This window comes from Acaryochloris marina MBIC11017 (assembly GCF_000018105.1).
Lineage (GTDB): Bacteria > Cyanobacteriota > Cyanobacteriia > Thermosynechococcales > Thermosynechococcaceae > Acaryochloris > Acaryochloris marina.
This window is the reverse complement of the sequence record NC_009925.1, coordinates 2,765,989-2,784,508: the sequence shown is the minus strand read 5'-3', so window position 1 is coordinate 2,784,508 and position 18,520 is coordinate 2,765,989. Positions and strand designations below refer to the sequence as shown.

At 50.5% G+C, this 18,520-nt stretch carries 16 protein-coding genes; 9 read left to right on the top strand and 7 right to left on the bottom strand.

Annotation, left to right across the window (positions count from 1 at the left end; all coding sequences use genetic code 11):
* Positions 1-27: 27 nt before the first annotated feature.
* Positions 28-1,998 (bottom strand): acetate--CoA ligase, encoded by a 1,971-nt coding sequence (gene acs, locus AM1_RS12430; RefSeq protein ID WP_012163195.1) that lies wholly within the window; start codon positions 1,996-1,998, stop codon positions 28-30.
* A 375-nt stretch (positions 1,999-2,373) separates the two neighbouring features.
* Here acs and AM1_RS12425 point away from each other — a divergent pair, with 375 nt between their 5' ends.
* The 7 genes from AM1_RS12425 to AM1_RS12395 all read left to right on the top strand — a co-directional run bounded on the left by AM1_RS12425 (position 2,374) and on the right by AM1_RS12395 (position 8,797).
* The gene (locus tag AM1_RS12425) at positions 2,374-3,072 is read left to right on the top strand and encodes a hypothetical protein (RefSeq protein ID WP_012163193.1); all 699 of its coding nucleotides are present in this window, start codon (positions 2,374-2,376) and stop codon (positions 3,070-3,072) included.
* A 318-nt stretch (positions 3,073-3,390) separates the two neighbouring features.
* On the top strand, positions 3,391-3,675 hold the full coding sequence (locus tag AM1_RS12420; protein ID WP_041659747.1) for a hypothetical protein: 285 nt from the start codon (positions 3,391-3,393) through the stop codon (positions 3,673-3,675).
* A 223-nt stretch (positions 3,676-3,898) separates the two neighbouring features.
* Positions 3,899-5,242, top strand: a complete 1,344-nt coding sequence (locus AM1_RS12415; protein ID WP_012163191.1) for an FAD-binding oxidoreductase — start codon at positions 3,899-3,901, stop codon at positions 5,240-5,242.
* Entirely contained in the window at positions 5,242-6,645 is a 1,404-nt protein-coding gene (locus tag AM1_RS12410) for a (Fe-S)-binding protein (protein ID WP_012163190.1), read from the top strand. Before AM1_RS12415 ends, AM1_RS12410 begins: the two co-directional genes overlap by 1 nt.
* Before the next feature lie 30 nt (positions 6,646-6,675).
* On the top strand, positions 6,676-7,848 hold the full coding sequence (locus AM1_RS12405) for a DUF58 domain-containing protein (RefSeq protein ID WP_012163189.1): 1,173 nt from the start codon (positions 6,676-6,678) through the stop codon (positions 7,846-7,848).
* Between the two features lie 361 nt (positions 7,849-8,209).
* Positions 8,210-8,473: a type II toxin-antitoxin system Phd/YefM family antitoxin gene (locus AM1_RS12400; protein WP_012163188.1), complete on the top strand. Its 264-nt coding sequence runs from the start codon at positions 8,210-8,212 to the stop codon at positions 8,471-8,473.
* Positions 8,474-8,482: 9 nt separating this feature from the next.
* On the top strand, positions 8,483-8,797 hold the full coding sequence (locus AM1_RS12395) for a type II toxin-antitoxin system RelE family toxin (protein ID WP_012163187.1): 315 nt from the start codon (positions 8,483-8,485) through the stop codon (positions 8,795-8,797).
* A 120-nt stretch (positions 8,798-8,917) separates the two neighbouring features.
* On the opposite strand, the gene AM1_RS12390 is transcribed toward AM1_RS12395, so the two are convergent.
* The gene (locus AM1_RS12390) at positions 8,918-13,975 is read right to left on the bottom strand and encodes a C39 family peptidase (protein ID WP_012163186.1); all 5,058 of its coding nucleotides are present in this window, start codon (positions 13,973-13,975) and stop codon (positions 8,918-8,920) included.
* 406 nt (positions 13,976-14,381) lie between these two features.
* Here AM1_RS12390 and AM1_RS12385 point away from each other — a divergent pair, with 406 nt between their 5' ends.
* Entirely contained in the window at positions 14,382-14,702 is a 321-nt protein-coding gene (locus AM1_RS12385; RefSeq protein ID WP_012163185.1) for a hypothetical protein, read from the top strand.
* A gap of 76 nt (positions 14,703-14,778) precedes the next feature.
* Here AM1_RS12385 and AM1_RS12380 read toward each other — a convergent pair whose 3' ends face one another.
* The 4 genes from AM1_RS12380 to AM1_RS12365 all read right to left on the bottom strand — a co-directional run bounded on the left by AM1_RS12380 (position 14,779) and on the right by AM1_RS12365 (position 16,777).
* A complete protein-coding gene (locus AM1_RS12380; protein ID WP_012163184.1) occupies positions 14,779-15,252 on the bottom strand; it encodes a gamma-glutamylcyclotransferase family protein in 474 nt (157 codons plus the stop codon).
* A gap of 14 nt (positions 15,253-15,266) precedes the next feature.
* On the bottom strand, positions 15,267-15,779 hold the full coding sequence (locus AM1_RS12375; protein WP_012163183.1) for a pentapeptide repeat-containing protein: 513 nt from the start codon (positions 15,777-15,779) through the stop codon (positions 15,267-15,269).
* A 72-nt stretch (positions 15,780-15,851) separates the two neighbouring features.
* Positions 15,852-16,181 carry a YbjQ family protein gene (locus tag AM1_RS12370; protein WP_010473217.1) on the bottom strand — a complete coding sequence of 110 codons (330 nt, stop codon included), beginning with the start codon at positions 16,179-16,181 and terminating at the stop codon, positions 15,852-15,854.
* A gap of 119 nt (positions 16,182-16,300) precedes the next feature.
* Positions 16,301-16,777 carry a hypothetical protein gene (locus AM1_RS12365; RefSeq protein ID WP_012163181.1) on the bottom strand — a complete coding sequence of 159 codons (477 nt, stop codon included), beginning with the start codon at positions 16,775-16,777 and terminating at the stop codon, positions 16,301-16,303.
* Positions 16,778-17,264: 487 nt separating this feature from the next.
* On the opposite strand from AM1_RS12365, the gene AM1_RS12360 reads away from it, so the two are divergent.
* A complete protein-coding gene (locus tag AM1_RS12360) occupies positions 17,265-17,735 on the top strand; it encodes an NADAR family protein (RefSeq protein WP_012163179.1) in 471 nt (156 codons plus the stop codon).
* On the opposite strand, the gene AM1_RS12355 is transcribed toward AM1_RS12360, so the two are convergent.
* The gene (locus tag AM1_RS12355; RefSeq protein WP_012163178.1) at positions 17,725-18,498 is read right to left on the bottom strand and encodes a pentapeptide repeat-containing protein; all 774 of its coding nucleotides are present in this window, start codon (positions 18,496-18,498) and stop codon (positions 17,725-17,727) included. The two genes, AM1_RS12360 and AM1_RS12355, sit on opposite strands and share 11 nt — an antisense overlap.
* Positions 18,499-18,520 lie beyond the last annotated feature (22 nt).

Here is an 18,520-nt window from a genome sequence, read left to right as displayed (position 1 = left end):
CTCAACCTCATCAGCGATAGTGCGTGCTTAGGATCCTTGCCGTAGCTTGTCTAGAACACTTTGATCTTCCATAGTGGATGCATCCCCAGCAATATCTTCACCACTGGCTAAGTTGCGCAAGAATCGCCGAATAATTTTGCCAGAGCGGGTTTTGGGCAAAGCATCGGCAAAGCGAATCTCGCCCGGACGGGCAATCACTCCAATCTCATTGACCACATGCTGCTTCAGTTCAGAATTGAGTTCATCACTCGGAGGATGGGTATTTTCCAAGGTGACAAAGGCAAACACATCTTCACCCTTGAGGTCATCAGGCCGACCGACCACAGCAGCTTCTGCCACAGCGGGGTGAGAGACCAGGGCAGACTCAATCTCCATCGTCCCCAGGCGGTGCCCGGATACATTGATCACGTCATCGACGCGACCCATAATCCAGAAATAACCATCCTCATCTCGGCGGACGCCATCCCCAGCGAAGTAGACATATTTGCCGTCTTTGGGGGGGATATGTTCCCAGTAAGTCCGACGGAACCGATCGTCATCGCCATACACTGTGCGCATCATGCTGGGCCAGGGGTGACGGACGACCAGATAGCCGCCTTCATTGTCGGCGACGGGGTTGCCGTCTAAATCGACCACATCTGCCAAAATCCCTGGGAAGGGGCGGGTGGCAGATCCAGGTTTAGTGGACGTAGCGCCCGGCAGGGGCGTAATCATAAAGCCCCCCGTTTCCGTTTGCCACCAGGTATCGATAATTGGGCATTTGCCGCCGCCAATCACCTGCTGATACCAGATCCAGGCTTCTGGGTTAATGGGTTCACCGACAGTGCCTAAAATCCGCAGAGAAGATAAGTTGCGGGCTTGGGGATGCTGATCGCCCAGTTTAATAAAGGCCCGAATGGCAGTGGGAGCGGTATAGAAGATATTGACGCCATATTTTTCCACGACATCCCAGAAACAGCCGGGATTGGAAGGGCGGGGTGCGCCTTCATACATCAGAGAGGTAGCGCCATTGGATAAGGGACCGTAGACAATATAGCTATGGCCTGTAATCCAGCCGACATCTGCGGTACACCAGTAGACATCATTATCTTTAAGGTCAAAGGCCCACTTGCAGGTCATATGGGTGTAGAGGTTGTAGCCGCCTGTGGTGTGCACTACGCCTTTGGGACGCCCCGTGGTGCCGCTGGTATAGAGAATAAACAGCATATCTTCACTGTCCATGGGTTCAGGCGGACAGTCAGCGGAAGCAGCTGGGACTAACTCATGCCACCAATGGTCGCGATTGGAGGCCATGGTTACGTCGGCTTTAGTGCGCTGCACCACCAAAACGTTGTTAACGCTGGGGACACCATTATCGGCTAAGGCTTTGTCAACGGCGGTTTTTAAGGGGACGGCTTTGTCTTTGCGGAAGCCACCATCGGCGGTAATCACTAATTTGGCTTCAGCATCGTTGAGGCGATCCTTGAGGGCTTCGGCACTGAACCCGCCAAAGACAACGGTATGGGGGGCACCGATGCGGGCACAGGCTAACATTGCGATCGCAGCTTCCGGTACCATCGGCATATAAATACCGACCCGGTCGCCTTTGCCCACTCCCAACTGCTTGAGGACGTTGGCGGTTTGGCAGACTTCTCGATGGAGTTGGGCATAGGTGAGGGTGCGTGAGTCTCCTGGCTCCCCTTCCCAAATCAGCGCGGCTTTGTTGCGTCGCCAGGTTTTGAGGTGACGATCCAAGCAGTTATAGGTGATGTTGAGCTTGCCGCCCACAAACCACTTGGCAAAGGGGGGCTGCCAGTCCAGCACCGTATCCCATTTCTCAAACCAGTCCAGTTCCTTTTCTGCCAGTTCAGCCCAAAAGGCTTGAGGATCAGCCTCTGCTTTGGCATAAAGCTGCTCATATTCCTCGGCACTTTTGATCTCAGCCTGGGCCGCCAGGTCTGCAGGCGGTGGAAACAGGCGTTGTTCTTGCAGGATGGATTCAATCGTGGGTTGTGACATAGCCCTTGTTTAACCGTGTCGGGAGCAATCTGGCAGAGGTGAGACACGCTCGATCTGCCGTGTTGCTAATTAAGGTCCCATAAAATGCGATCGCAATTCTTTAAGCTTTTGTGATCAGTTTGTAAAAAAGTCAAACACCTAAGGAACCTCGAAATTTCGGGATAAACCTGTAAAAAATGAATTTCGCCCCCAATTCTGTATTCTGAAGCCCCCATTAATCCCTTGCTGCTCCGATGTTGAATAGGGTATTCTTTGGTTATAAAAAATTGCTTCAAATTCGAAAAATTGAGGAATTATTAACAATTTCTCCCTCCCAAAATTCAGTTTTATCGCAATTTTTAAGTAAACCTTTAAATTGGTCACGGCGGAAAAGCAATGCTGGTAAAATTTATCGCTTCATCATCCATCATTGGTCTGGCACTGATCAGTGCAACCGTTGCTAGCCATGCCCAAGCCAGCGATCTGGTGACAGAAGACTCGGCATCCATGGCCAATCATTTCACTCGCGATGCCGAGGTTTTGGGGCCGTTTGAGCCTGTGACGATACCGGTCAATCCACCCGCCCCAGCTCCCGACACGTCTCAAACTGCATTAACAACCCCTTCCGTTCGGCCAACCGAAATTTTGAGCCAATACGGATTAGTCCGGTCCTTAAAAGGCGATCAGCTATCAGTCCGATTAATTGATGGTACCGCTCGAACTTATAAAGTGGCTGCCAACAGCGCGACGCAAACCTTTCGCCGAGGCAGCTTAGTCGGGTTTGATGTCAATGGCAATAATCAGATCGTTAAATTAGACTCGGCCCGTGTCCGTCGGGTCTTTGAGGGAACAGTGATTGTGGTGGAAGAGAATAAGCTGGGCCTGGTATCTCCCACGGGCGAACAATTGGTCACTAGCTTATCCAAAGACAAGATCGACCGCATGAAAATTGAACCGGGCCGCACCTTGCGGGTCACTCAGTATGAGGGGACTTGGGCGACTAAGGTTTGTCTGCCTGCCGAAGACGATGACATTGCAGCCCTGTCTCAAGCCCTGCCTGAAGAGACGGTAGCACAGCCCAATGTTGAGTTCTAAAGCTTAGGGCTGTATGGAATGAGCGTTGTCGGCGCTACCTGCTAGCGTTACATGTCTTGTGTTAGGTTTACGTCTCGTTACATCCATGCTGATATTTGTTGCCTAGATTACATGGATAACTCAGTTAACGATAAGCTTTAGGTGCGATCAAGACTGAAGTATCCTGTGCTATTTCTTATCAAATTGAATATATGAAATGGCTAGATCCTTAAGATTTTTGATCAGAGAAAGAAATTAAGGTTTATGAGTCCTTATTATCTCAGTTGAGGTGTTGGGCCTCATTGCTTATTGTTACTTCCTACTGAGAAGGGACCTGTCATGAAATTCACGATGCTTGCCTTGGCTAGTCTAGCCCTCGTGTTCTCACCCACTGCGGCAGCGGCTCAAACCCAGGTCGTGTTTGGTTTCCCTGCCAATCCAGTCGCGCCCGTTCCTTTCTTTATTCCGTCGGCGGGTTTCTTTAACAATAGCTATCCCTACCCCGGTTTTTATCACCACTACCTACTGCTGAGTGATGAATCCTATAACCCGAACTATGAATATACGTTAAGTGGCGATCTGCAGTATGAGTTCCCCATCGTGGGCAACTTCCAATACGAATAAAGGACTCGGGAATTCAAGCTCTCTGACCTGAAGGAATGACGTTGGGGTGGCCGAGCAGGCTGGCTCAATCGGAAAGGTCTGGGGGATCGCTAGTCCCTAGAGATCGAAGCTAATCGCAGAGGGTTGGTGAATGGATTTGTCTGCAGTCTGGGATACCGTTTATGGTGGATAAACAGTTTGATTAAACTGCTCGACTCTCCCTGATTTATCCCGCCGGTTTATTGTGGTTCTATCAACTGCTGCGATTTCCCAACAACTGATCCCTATTGTTGGTCCTGAGCAGGTCTTGCTGTTATCTGAGGCCTCCCTGCTCTCCGCTCCAGAGCAGATTCTTGATCAAGGGGCATTGCCGACTTATATTGTTTATCCGCGTACCCAAGCTGAATTAGCGGCGGTGATGGCAGTGGCCCATCAACAGCGCTGGCGACTCTTGGTATGTGGTCACGCCAGCAAACTCCATTGGGGCGGCCTGACGCAGCAGATTGATTTGGTGGTTTGTACCCAGGGCCTTCAGCGCGTGGTGGCTCATGCGACGGGGGACTTAACCGTCACCGTAGAAGCTGGACTATCTCTAGCGACTCTGCAAGCTAAACTAGCGCCTTTCCGTCAACATGTTGCCCTAGATCCGGCCTATGCTGAAACAGCCACCTTGGGCGGTCTGATCGCCACCCGCGATGGTGGAAGCTTGCGACATCGCTATGGCAGTTTAAGAGATATGTGCATTGGCATTACCTTTATTCGGGCAGACGGGCAATCTACTAAAGCCGGAGGTAGAGTCGTGAAAAATGTGGCGGGTTACGACTTAATGAAGTTAATGACGGGGGCCTTCGGCACCTTGGGAGTGATTGCTGAAGTCACTCTACGTCTCTATCCCCTGCCAGAAGTATCACAAACGGTGGTGATAGGCGGAACGGAAGCCGATATTACAGCGTTAACCCGTATATTGCTCAAAAGTACCTTGACTCCGATGGCGGTGGATTTGCTCTCGGCTGCAGCCATCCCCTCTAGCACGGTAGAAGGTGAGTTGGCCTTGGCTGTGCGCTTTCAGAGTGTAGAAGAAAGTGTGGTGGCCCAATGCGATCGCATGTTGAAACTGGCCCAAGGCTGTTCGAGTTGCACCCTCTCCGGTGACTTAGATACGGACTTTTGGCAGCAGCTCACCCAGCAGTTTTGGCAAGTGCCTCAGCCCTCGGCCCTGGTCTGTAAATTTGGGGTGCTGCCCGCCCAATCGACGCAATTTTTGGCTCAGTTTGACCGATACTGCCAACAACAGCAAATTACCGGTTGGGGACGGATCTACGCCGGTAGCGGCACGGGTGTCTTGCGATTAGAGCAGGAAGGGATAGGCAAGAACCCCTCTCCTGGGGTTGAATGGATACGGGAGTTGCGATCGCACTGTCAAAACGCCCATGGATTTTTAACGGTTTTAGACGCTCCGCCAGTGCTGAAGCGCAGCCTGGATGTGTGGGGATATCCTGGCAACGCCCTCGCCAGTATGAAACAGCTCAAACAGCAATTTGACCCTCACAATATTTTGAATCCTGATCGTTTCGTTGGTGGAATTTAATGACTACTTCTGAATCACCCCATTCTCTGCAGGTGACGGCTGCGACAGTGGATTGGTCCGAGCCGCCAGCGCAGCCCTCTACATCCCCTGAACAGTCCTTGATCGATAGCTGTGTCCATTGTGGATTTTGTCTATCCACCTGTCCTAGTTACCGTGTGATTGGCAAAGAAACCGATTCGCCTCGGGGCCGGGTCTATTTAATGAACGGCCTCAATCAAGGTGACTTTACTTTGACGGATGCTGCTGTGGGCCATTTTGATACCTGCTTAGGCTGTTTGGCCTGTGTCAGCACTTGTCCGTCAGGGGTTGAGTATGACCAGCTAATCACCTCAACCCGAGCCCAGATTGAACAGAATTATCAACGCAGTCTGCCCCAGCGACTCCTGCGGAAAATGCTGTTCTCGTTACTGCCCTATCCTCAGCGATTGCGACGACTACTAGGTCCCCTACAGCTTTACCAAAAACTACTAGGGTTGCAAAGTATGTTGCGCCAGTCAGGGCTGTTGGCACGCGTCTTGCCAAAGTCTCTCGTCGCTATGGAGTCGCTGCTTCCTCCCATTGAAGCCCAAGCCTTTACGGATCCAGAATCGGAGATCTTTCCCGCCCAGGGAAAACGTCGCTATCGGGTGGGCTTGATTTTGGGCTGTATCCAGCGTCTCTTTTTATCTGAAGTCAATCAAGCGACCATTCGGGTGTTGACGGCGAATGGCTGCGAAGTGGTGGTTCCCAGAAGTCAGGGGTGCTGTGCTGCCTTGCCCCACCACCAAGGCCAAGTGGATCAGGCCCAAGACTTAGCCCGACAGATGATGGATAGTTTTGCCGATTATGACTTGGATGCTGTGATCGTCAATGCCTCCGGCTGTGGTCATACCCTCAAGGAATATGGCCACATCTTGCAGGACGATCCAGCCTATCGCGATCGCGCCCAAGCCTTTGCCCACCAAGTCAAAGATGTTCAGGAATTTCTGGATGAAGTGGGCTTAACGACCCCCTTGTCTCCTCTGCAGCCAGAGCCATTGGCTGTCGTCTATCAAGATGCCTGTCATATGCTCCATGGCCAAAAAATCCAGGCGCAACCCCGTCGCCTCCTGCAGCAAATTCCGGGTTTAGAACTCCGCGAACCCCGTGATGCTTTTCTCTGTTGTGGCAGTGCTGGGGTCTATAACATTCTCCAACCCGACATTGCGGAAGAGTTGGGGCAGCAAAAAGTGCAGAATCTTACCCAGACGGGGGCCACTTTAATTGCCTCGGCTAATGTGGGTTGTACCATGCAAATTCGCAAACATTTAGATCAACAAGACCATACCACTCCTGTGCTCCATCCCATGCAGCTGTTAGATTGCTCTATTCGGGGTGTTTCTTGGTCAACGGCTGTAGGGAATGCTCAGGACAGACCCCTATAAACTGGCCTGATTGCGGCTGCCCTCCTTTCTATGTATCTCATCCACAAACTCGCATCTTGGTTAGAAACCCATTGGGCTGTGCCAGCCTATGCGGGCTGGGTGATTCTGGGCCTCACCACCTTTTTTCTGCTGGCCGCTGCGAACACCCTCGCAGGCTGGTTATACGTTTTAGGGGGACTAGGGTTAGGACTGCTGCTGGTCTCGGCTGTCTTGCCGATAAAGTCTTTGCAAGGGATACAGGTGGAGCGGCTACCCTTATTGCCCATTAGTGTGGGCGAATCTTTGAATTTAGGCTTAAAGCTGTCGAACTCAACGAAGATGGCAAAGTCCCTGTTGCAAGTCCACGACCACCCCCCAAAAAATCTAGGGGTTGCGACTGCTCACAGCATTGATGAGATTCCTGCCCAGGCAACCCATACCTGGACCTATACGCTGCAACCTCAGCAACGGGGAGTCTATCGTTGGCAAAATGTGCAATTACGGAGTGCGGCTCCTTTAGGACTATTTTGGTGTCGTCGGAGTCGTCCGGTCAAGGCCAAAGCGATTGTCTATCCCCAAATTTTGCCCTTACAGCAATGCCCTCTGCTGGATCATTCGGGCCATGAACAGGATCGACAGCGGCAAGCGCAACAAATTGGCCCCCAAAATAATAATGAAGGGGTGACCCGGTCAGTGCGCCCCTATCGTTGGGGTGACCCGTTACGGCTCGTCCATTGGCGTACGAGTGCTCGTCACAACGAACTTCGCATTCGCGAACTGGAAATGTTTGCGGGTGGCCAAACCCTGGTTATTGCTTTGGATAGTTCTGGGGATTGGCAGCCTGATCAGTTTGAACAAGCGGTGATTGCGGCGGCATCGCTTTATGCTTACGGTCAAAAGCATCAAGATCAGGTGGAACTCTGGACTGCCCAGATGGGGCTACAAACGGGGCGGCAAGCTATCCTGGAAACGCTAGCCCAAGTGCAAGCTGGAGAAGTGACGGTAGCGCCGTTTCCCCAGCAATCTGTTATTTGGCTGACGTCTGATCCGAGTGGTATATCGACTTTGCCACGAGGAAGCTGTTGGCTATTTTGGCCGAATCCTAATGCTGTAAATCATCATGGAGAGACCCATCAACCTCAAGGCCAAGGGGTAGTCATTGACTCAGATCAGCCTCTACAATCTCAGCTTCAAACCTCTATGACTGTTGCCCAAAGATACTGATCTACCATTGATCCTGTTAGGCCTACGAATCTGTCAGTCTTGAGTAGCCAGTATTGGAGAACTGCCACCAGCCTGATAGGCTGAGTGCTTATCCTATCTTGCATAATTCAGCTAACGGCATGGTCGCGAACTAAAAATTCAAGTTAGATCACGGCATCAATTGAGTGCGTAACACACCATGAAACGAATATTGCAGGAGGTCTAGTCAGCTTAACAACAAGAAAGACAGAATTTATCGGGCAGGCAATATGGCGATTCTGATCAACTTGGCTAACCGCTCCTGACAATTTTGCCTGATGTGGTGAGTTGATTCAAATCAGAGATGGTACACTAAAGTGTACACTCTAGTGTTCGGTTAAGCATGCCCAAGTTTTTGACCATTACTGAAACTCGAAAACAACTGCTGACCCTACCCGAGCAATTGACTGATGAACCCGTCATCATCACCAAGCATGGTAAGCCAGCAATGGTTGCCCTAGGGTATGAACAGTTTGAGAGCATCATGGAAACTCTTGAAGTGCTCTCTGACCCAGAGCTGATGAATATTTTGAGGCAAAGTCTAGCTCAAGCGGATCAGGGTGAGACCTTAGCGCTTGAAGATGCGATCGCAAAATTGGGATTGTAGCGTCTCAATATGGAATTTCACATTGAGTTGACGGAACTTGCCCTAGAGATGATCGGTGCAATCAAGGATCGACGTGAACAACAAGGGATTATCCATCGAATTCAAAAACTCAAGCGTGAACCTCTGCAACAGGGTAAACCCTTAACGGGTGATCTCAAGGGATTGTATAGCGTTAGGGCCGTCGGTCAACGGTATCGGGTTGTTTACCAAGTGAAGTCAGAGAAAATCATTGTCGTCGTAGTTGGTGTGGGTCGCAGAAAAGAAGGGGACAAGAAGGATGTCTATACGTTGCTGAAAAAGCTCCTCGAACGCCCTGATGGCTGATGGTTCTATAACCTCTAAGCATCACAATACTGATGCCAAACCAGTCTTTAGGCCTGTTACCGGACATGTCTGCTGTAGGGGTTGTACTAGGGCCAAGCTATGAAAGGGGAACTGCCTGGTTTACGGATTCATAATTTTGAGGATCAGAAAAAAGAGGGTTCCCAGTAGATAGATGATGGCCCAAAAGATATCAGGTGGGATGCTTTGGGAGAGAGCCCAGATATAACCGCTGATATTCCGACTCTGTTTCGCAATTCTCCATACACTACTGGAGAAGACATGCTGCCAATAAAAGCGAGTTCGAAACTCGGAATGAACAGCCATCGCTTGCTGTACATGTAACTTGGCTTGCTCCAAACGCTGACGACGAGGCAGTTCTGTACAGTCAATCGCTAGATTGGCCTTTACGAGATATTGGAGAAACAGATACTCCTTCTCTAAATATTTTGGATCAATATCCTGCAAGTAATGGTTGGCTTTGATAGTCTGCCCTTCATGGCTGGCGGCATAAGCTAGCCAGAGCCGATGGACTAGGGTCCCATCATCTTCTGGAAGGGTAAGGGAATATTGACTAACTGAGATAGCATCAGCAGGATGCTGGGTTGCTTGGAGTGATTGCACGAGATTGAGCAGCATCCATGGCTTCACCTCACTGCGTGCTTTCCAATCGGATAACCATTTGAGATTGATTTTGTGCTCTCGCCGTTCTGATAAGGCATAACCCACAATGCCCCAGGTTTCAGTGTGCGATCGCAAAAGGTCTCGGTTTTCCCGGAGAAACTTCAGCAAGGGACCGGAAGAATTGCGATAGGCCAAAAGACGGATATAAGTGATCAGGGCCTGTCTTTGGACTGGATGGTCAGGATGAAACTTCTGTAATTGTTTCTGACAAAATTTCCGTTGTTTCAGCTTCTCACAACAGTAGACCCAGTGATATCCCACCTTCGGATGGGCATCGGGTTGGGGAAAAGCGTCAAAGAGAATAGTTTGAGCTTCAGTGGTCCAATTGGCAGCAATCATGGACTCCACCGCAGCCTCCAAGGGCCATTCCTGGTCACTGGGATAGATACAGAGTTGTGCTAAGGTTTGAGTCGCCGTATTCAGGTCATTCTGTCTGACTGCAAGCTGAACGGCACGAGCCAAAACAAATTCATCATTACAATGCTCTTTTAATCGAGCTAAGGTGTTGGCGGCTGCCTCAGTCTCAAGCCCCTCTAATTCGAGATCAAAGAGACTCAACCCGGCAAAACTGTATTCAGGATCTAGCTCAAAAGCCTTGCGAAAATCTGCTTTTGCGCCTAATCGGTCTCCTGTTTTTTGTTTGGCTTCTCCCTGATAGCCCCAAGCAATACACTCTTGTGGAGCCAGTCGCACCAGCTGTTGCGCGGTCGGTAGATACGCGTCTAGGTGGTCGAGTTGTCGATACCAATCCGCCAGAATACGCCATCCTGCGAAATAGTCAGGATCTTTGGCCAGAATCGTCTTCATGGCTTGGATGGCCTCGTCAAATTGGCCTTGCTGGTATTGAATCCAAGCGGCCCGAGCGCCCAAAAATGAGGGGACGTCATCGTCGACTTCAGGGGGAGAGCAGGTTGCGATCGCATCTTCGTATCGCTCCGCTGCCGCCAATACCTTAGCCTTTAAATCATAGGCATCCCAACAGCGAGGATTGAGCGCAATGGCCTGGTCTACAGCAGCAATCCGTTCATCTAGCGTGTCGTCTCCAGTCAGATATTCAGCCAACCGTAACCAGGACTGGGCCTCTCCTGATCGAGTGACCGTTAGCTCCCGAGCGATGTCTGCGGTGAGGTGGGGACGTTCCAAGGTCTGAGCCCATTCTTGGAGCCGGTTCCATCCCCAGTCATAGCTAGGATCAAGACGAAGGGCTTTCTGCAACTGTTGTAGAGCGGCCTCACAGTCATCCAGTTTCCACCGCACATCTGCAAGATAGCCGTGAAGATAGGCCTCCAGGGGTGAATGCATCAGAGCCGTTTCTAACAGAGCTTTGCATTTGTCTAGCGCATTCGTGCGGTCATAGAGATCTGCCAACTGTTGAATGGCACTATCCCACCCTGGATTAATTCGTAAAGCGGTTTGCAGGGCTTGTTCTTCGGCTTCATCATCCTTACGGGTGCGATGCACGATTGCTAAATCTACCCACACCCGGGGCAAGAGGGGAAAGCGCTCCGATGCTTCCACTGCAATCGCCAAGGCTTCCGTTGTTCTATCGCTACTGAGGAGTTGCCGACTTCTAACGGTCCAGACCTGCCATAAATCGGGTCGAGCGGCATGCACTTCCTGGATGCGTTGATCAAAGTCTTCAGGCGTCAAGACAGTGCGCGCGTATTGGTAAAAGGTGAACAGTCCATCCCCCGTAATCACCTGTTTCTGAAACTCGTGAAAGATAAAGTCGATAACGTCTTTTTGCTCTTCTGTGGACTGGCAAATATCGATCAGTTCGGAAATGGCTCGGCTAGAATCGACAGACCGCTGAAGGGCCGATTTGAACGCGGTCTTAGCCATGGGAATGTCTTTGTTTAAAACCCAGAGATACCCATAGATGGTGAAATAGGCTGGGTTGTGCGGATCTAAGTGCTGAGCTGTTTCGCAGGCGTCAAACCCTGCCTCTAGCTGCTGTTGTCGACCGAGTTGCCAGGCGATTTGTCGCCAAGACCAAGCGTCTTTAGGGTTAATGTCTACCAGTCGCCGTAGTACCTGTTCTGCAACGACCGCATCCCCCTCCTGCACCTGTTGATACCAGAGGTGATGTAACCCTGCATGGTCCGGGAAGGTGCTGCAGGTAGCTGCTATAAACTCACGGGCGGCAGTGACGCCTTCCTGTTCCGCTAACAGTTGACTAACGGCGCGATTCGCCTCGATATCTAAGGGATCAGCGTTGATGAGCTGTTGCCATAAGTCGAGGGCTTGGTCAGGTTTGTATTCATACTGTGCCAGGGTGGCCGCCGTACTTAACCAACGACTATGGGCCGTCTTAGCTTTGGCCTCCTTCAATAGGGCATGGGCTTGATCAAACTGGCCATGCTCGCCCAAGTACTTGGCCCGATATAACAGCAACTCTCCATCGCCCGGATGCCAGGACTGGGTTTGCGCCAATACCTCAATGGCCTCGGAAGGGCGGTCTAAATGGTCATAAGCAGTCGCCAAAGCATAAACAGGACGGGCCGATCGCTTTTGGTCCCGGCTCCACCGTTGTTTCAATAGCTGTAGGGCAACAGATGTTTGTCGGCATCCCCGAGCCGCCAGGAAATAGTTGTGAGCATAGGTTTGCTCCTTATCTTCGAGACAGGCTGCAAATCGATATAAGTCCAGTGCGACGTCAAACTGGCGTTGTGACCAATACAGATTCGCCAGTAAAAAGTAGTTATAGGCTTCCGTCGGCATTGCCCGGATAGATCGTCGCAGTAAGCGAATGGCGGATTCATCAGCCCTGGCATCGTCACTTAAGAGCTTGGCGAGTCGAGTCCAAAAAATGGGATGGAACTGTTCTTGCTCAATCACATACGTGAGCCAATCAACACAATCTTGGCGGCTGGCCAATTCCTGTAAGTATTGGAGTTTCTGCAACATCAGATGCGGTGCAGCGGGAAACTGCTCCAGCATTTGTTCGATCACGGCCAAGGCACTGGTGTGGTCAGCATCATAATAAGCCAGCTCGAACTGAGCCTGGAGGGCAAGGCGATGGTGAGGGGCGGCTCCATTCAGCCGTTGGCTCCAGTCACCGGCGGTGGCGCGATCATGGTGGGTTAGGGCTGCTTGTAGTGCATGGAGCTGATCGTAAAGGCGGCTATCGGGAAGGTCTAGGGTTTCTAACAAGCCCGCTTTCTCTGGTGGCAAGAGCACCATACCTCGGGGACCAGACGCCTGATATCGTTCCAGAAATTCCTTGGCCCAGGGTTCAACGATACCCCGATGGTAAGGGTCACGAATAATCAGGGTCTGCAAGCGACTGTCATAGCCAATCACGGCTTGTAAGTGGGCTGACGTGGCTTCAACGGTACTGAGGGTAAACGGGATGCCAGCATCAATCAGCTGGATAATGCTGTCCCAGGTCACCGTAAATTCGCAAACCGCCCATCCTTGCTGACTGGCCCAATCCCGCTCACTGTAGCTAGATGTGCCGTTGTAGCAGATGCTGTCCGCAAGTTGCTGGTGATCCACCGTGGTGCCCCAATAGGCACAAAGGGTGGTCAAAGTGGCGGGGGCACACGTCATGTGGTGCTGACGGACAAAACCGACGGGTAAAATCACCCGTTCTCCCTCGGGTAGCTCCAGCAGGCGTTGGGCTAAGGACTGATAGTAGGGGTACTCCGTTAATTTCTGAGCCAAGTGATGGGCTTGATTAAAATCTCCCCTCTGGTAGGCAATGTCAGCTTGGGCAGACCATAGTCGAGATTGCCCGGCCTTGTCCAGGAGAGGACAGGCTTGTTCGTATTGCTGATAACTGTGCTGAGCTTGTGTATACTGCCCCAGCTCCAGTTGGAGCGCAGCGAGTTGGGCCCAAATATCTCCACTCTCTAGCTGAGTGGTGGCCTGCTGGAGGAGTTCCAGCGCTTGGTCATCTTGGTTTAAGAGGGTATATAAATGGGCTGTTGCCAATACGGCAGGGCGATACCATAGATGCTGTGCTAAGGCTTTTTGGGCCATGGCTAAAGCGTCTGGATATCGATCTTCTTGCTCCCATAAACGGGACTGTAACAGGGTGATCCAGGGATCCTCTGGGGCTAAAATCTTTGCTTCTTGGAGGTAGGCGTCCGTTCGATCAAAGTCTCGGAATTCTAAAACCACCTGGGCTTGTAACCCCAGCCACTGGGCTTGTTGATATGGAGTGAAGTGATCAAATTGCGATTGATGCTTTTGAATCAGACGATAGGCCGCTAAGGGACCCTGCCGCCAAAGCATCGTACTGATGTAGTAATACAGCGCATCTGGATCCGCTGGATTCCGCCGCCAAGCTCGAAGTAATATCGCTGCTCGTTGTCGGGGCGCGCCTAGAGCCCCTGTGAGGCGACCTACCAAAAGTTGGGTGGTAGTGTCTGGCCCCGTCGACCGCAGATCAACGGACTGGCATAAGTCATAGGCCTGGAGATAGAACCCTTGGTCCATTAAGGCAGATAGACGATCTGAGACAGACTGGGAGAGTTCTACCGATGTTTTCATTAAGGTCTAGACAAGATAGAGGATGGATAGGCTGATCCTTCGCTCTCCCAACTAGCGGAGGGTTTGCAGAGAAGTGTGGTCCCCAGCTATGGGTCGGCGGTGATCTAGCCTGCTACTAGTTAGGATTCCCACTCTAAAGCGAGCTTTCGACGCTTCAGAGCTGAGTTTGAAGGTCAGATAATGAGCTGCTGGGGCAGTATGCTGAATCTTGAAGAGGATAGGTAAGATTCAAAATTTTACCCATACAAAATGTCGTCTAGCCGTGTGCTTTACGGGCTGGATGTGGGGGACAATCGTTAACTTAGATAAAGTAAATTAGTATAATCTAATACATTTTTCAGGCTGACCTCAGTTAGGACGTGCATACTACTCTCATAGCAAATGAGACAATAAGTAGGTCAGTAAGATGAATACAAAAGCCTTGCTTCATACTGCTTTGATTTTTGGCTCTTTAGCCAGTGCATCGGCCTTAGCACAAACCGCTCATGCAGGGACTTTAGTGACCTGTGGTCCCAATGGTGCGGCGTCTATTGTCAAAGTTGTGCCTGCTGGGTGCCGCCATCTGTCCGCCACATCTGCTCCCAAGCATTCTCCTGACAATCCTGTAGAAGAGTCACGCTTAGGCTTTACCTTTAAAGCCTCGGCTCCTGCACCTCAAGAAGCTCAGCCTGTAGCTGCGGATCAAGAGGCTCAACCGAAGGTGGTTGCGACCTATCAAAAGCCTTAGATTGGCGTTGTTTTAGAGATCCTCATGTCTAACTCAGTTCTCTGAATGGCTCCCCCTAGTTCAGAGGACTGATTTTTTATGGCTCTAAATACCAGGTATCGGGTTCCTCCGTTGTAGGGGATGAGTTCCCAGCGTATTCATCCATCCAATGATGGACTTGAACTAAAAACTGAGGCAGATGTAAGCTGCGAAACTGGTCTGCGCTCCAAGAGTTTTGAGATAACTGGTTCCTGTGGCTAGGCGGGACAACATAGGTATCGGCATATAGAGTGGAGTGCTCGGGAAGAATGACCGTTACAGCTTGTCGGATATACAGGTCCCCTTCGAAATAATCGAGGCGGTCTAGGGACACGGGATCGATATTGAAATAAATTCTGCCCAGGGTAGACTGGTGCCCCGTTCTGATCATGCCTGGGTAGAGTTGATCCACTACACAAAAGCGCTCGTATCCAGGCAACAGAGCGTCCATGGCTGGGAAAATTTGACCGGTGACCGCTTGCATCACTTCGGGAAGGGTAAGAGTGCCGTAGGTGAACAGATGGACGGTCACCAACCCGATTCAGATTAAGGAGTCTCTGGTAGCGTATCTTTGATCAAGGATTCTTCTTCTGGAGTCTCTGGCTTTGTAGCGCCGGGGGGTGGGGCAAGGGGACAGTCGTCTAAATCGACGTCAGCATCTGTCAAGTCTGCTCCGGCAAGGGTGGCCGTACACACATCAGCGCCTTGCAATTTAGCACTCCGTAAAACGGCTTGGGTAAAGTCAGTGCTGGTGAGCTGAGTGTTTTCTAAGTTGCTGCCGTATAGATAGGCGGCGGTGAAATTCGCATTTTCTAAGTTAGCGTTCTCTAAATTACTCAGGAGTAACGAGGTATTGCGCAGGTTCGCCCCTTGCAAGTTGGCATTGCGGAGATTAGCACGGATTAGAATGAGTCCACTTAAATCAGCGCCACTGAGATCGCAACCTTCACAGGAGTTGACCTGTTTGAGCTGAGCAACATGTTTAGGATCGGCAGCGAAAGCCGAGCTACCTAAAGTCACCCCGAGGGTGAGTGCAATCGCAAAAACACCAAATCTCATGCGTTTTTCTTTTAATTCCGTCGCGACAGCTCCAAACCGTACTGTAGCAGATTCAGCTAAAGGGAACGAATTTTACCGGGCCATTTTCACGGCTGTCCCAGTAGCGGTAATTAACAGTAAAACCCCGGTTTCATCAATATTAATGGTGTCGGTACTGACCCGCACACCGATCACCGCATTGGCCCCTAACCGGTCTGCCCGTTTTTCCAGTTCCGAAATGGCATCCTGCTGGCCCTTTTCAAACACGCGTTCATAGCTGGCTGTACGACCGCCAATAATATCGCGAATACCAGCAAAGAAATCTCGCAAGGCATTACTGCCATACACGACTTCAGCGGTGACAATGCCGCAATAACTATCGATTACAGCGCCTTGAATGACATCTGTTGTGGTCACTAACATGTCTGTCTTTCCCATAGGTTTAGGTGTGGTGTGTGAAGGATAATTTTATCCCTGGATAGCCCAGAGCTACTGAAAATAGTAGAGCAATAAACTGAAAATAGTAGAACAAGAAAGAGAGCTTAGTCCGTGGGAATGGGGTTCACAATTTGCCAGATATTGTAGAGGGTGGCAGCGACAAAAAAGATAAACGCTCCCCAAAAACCCAAGCCATATTCTGCATTGAACCCCACATACCCTGCCCCTTGTTTGGTGAACTCTTGGTTTAGTCCAGACTTGATGGACAGAATTAAAAAGGCTCCTAATCCACCTGCGCAAGCTGGTAGAACTTTATTGTTGCGGGTTTTCTTGAGCAGACTGCTGCCTAAGCCAACGGCACAGCAGGTAAACGCAAATATGGCTTTGCCATCGGCAGGAATTTTCTTGGATTCAGCAGGCCCAGCAAATGATGGCGTTTCTACAGTCGTTCCGGTGGTCATTTGCATGCCCGATAACTCCAATACCGGAGTGCGATCGCAAGAAATCGTGATGAAGGGTAAGAAGAAGCAAATCAGAACAATCGCAAAAAACGAACTAGAAATTTTTCTAGAGGTCGGCATTGACTTAATCCTTTCGTGATTATTTTTCCCAAAGCAGTCGTCGTGAAAAATAGGGGGCTTAAGACAGATAACTCCTCAGAAAAATATCTTTTTTTGGGAGATTTAACCAAAATCTTGTAAAAATTTACAGATATGGCGATTGGAAGAGCTGCAGCGTCGGTTGTGGCGGCTGAACTGAGTCAAGCGATGGTTAGCCTTGTTAGGCACTTTTAAAACCATGATTGAGGATAGAGGACTGGCGCAACAGACTCAGTGGTCTTCAACAGGTTCCTGCTGATCGGGATGGAGGCTAACAAAAGTAGGGAGACAGCCTAGAGAGAGTGCTTCCCTGTCTATCCCTGGGTATCGTAAGTGAGGCGGCTGCCTTTTTGGGGTGGCAGTGACTCCTTTCCAGGGTGAACTTGGCCAGCTTTGGAGAAAAGAACGTCCTTGCTAAGTCAGGTTTGCTGTCATCATAGAAAGAGATAGTCGGGTAAGTTAGCTGAGGATGACCATTTTTTTCTACAAAGTCCAGGATCCTTACGGATGTTTTTCCAATTTTTCACTTCATAGTATTGACCTGCAAGGACAGACCTGGCCGACCTCAGAACATTACTATCAAGCCCAAAAATACCAAGGTACGCCCCACCAAGCCTTATGCGACAAGATTCGACAGGCATCGACCCCTGAAGCTGCAGCAGCTCTGGGTCGTAATCCCCTCTATACCGAGCAGGCTGATTGGGATGTGATCAAGCCTGAGATTATGTATGCTGCCGTGCGCACTAAATTCTTGACCCATCCGACGATTCAGGCGGAACTGTTATCCACGGGGGATGAATTGATTGTTGAAAATTCGCCTTTAGATCCCTATTGGGGATGTGGTGCAGATGGTAAAGGGCAGAACCAGCTGGGAAAAATCTTAATGCAAGTTCGCCAAGAGATTCGCCAGTTGATTCAAACCGGGGCGATTAGTGTGTGACGCTAGCGACCATTGCTGGGGCCAGATTGTTGACCACCCGCTGATCCGGCAAAATGGTGCGAGATAAAATGGCGTCTTGCAGTCTCTGTAGCTGCACTTGGGCGTAGGCCAGATTGGTGCTGCTTAAGTTTGCCTGCTGGAAAATGGTGTCCGTCAGTTGGGCAAACTTCATTCGCGCTTCGCTGAGTTCGGCCATGCTTAGGTTGGCGTGGCTCAGGTTAACGCGATCCAGGCAAGCTCCAATCAGGCAAGCCCCACTTAAATTCGCCCCTTTCATAGAGCTATCTTGGCAGTTGGCTTCGCTCAGATCGGCAAACATTAAGGTTGCCGAATCTAAGTTTGCGCCGGTTAAATTGGCGTCCCGCATATCGGCATGATTCAGGGTTGCCCCCCATAGGTAAGACCGCTGCAAATTGGCTCGCTGAAGATTCACCTTACTCAAATCTGCTTTGAGGAGATAGGTGCCTCGGATATAGGCATCACTGAGGTTTGCCTCTGCCAGCACACTACCCTGAAAATTAACGCCCCATAGGTTGGCGCCACAAAGCTGGGCACCCGCCAGGTTTGTATCTTCGATATAACTGTGTTTGAAGTTCACCCCATATAAGTAGGCATTCTCCAAATTCATATGGCTTAATTTGGACTTAATAAATGTGGCGCCAGATAAATTCTGCTGGCTTAAGTCCGCATTTTTTAACTCTATTTCGCAAAAATCTCTTTCTCCGGCAGCGTAGCGCTCCAGCAACTCGGCTACTTGCATCATGGGGCTTAACCTATTCAAATCC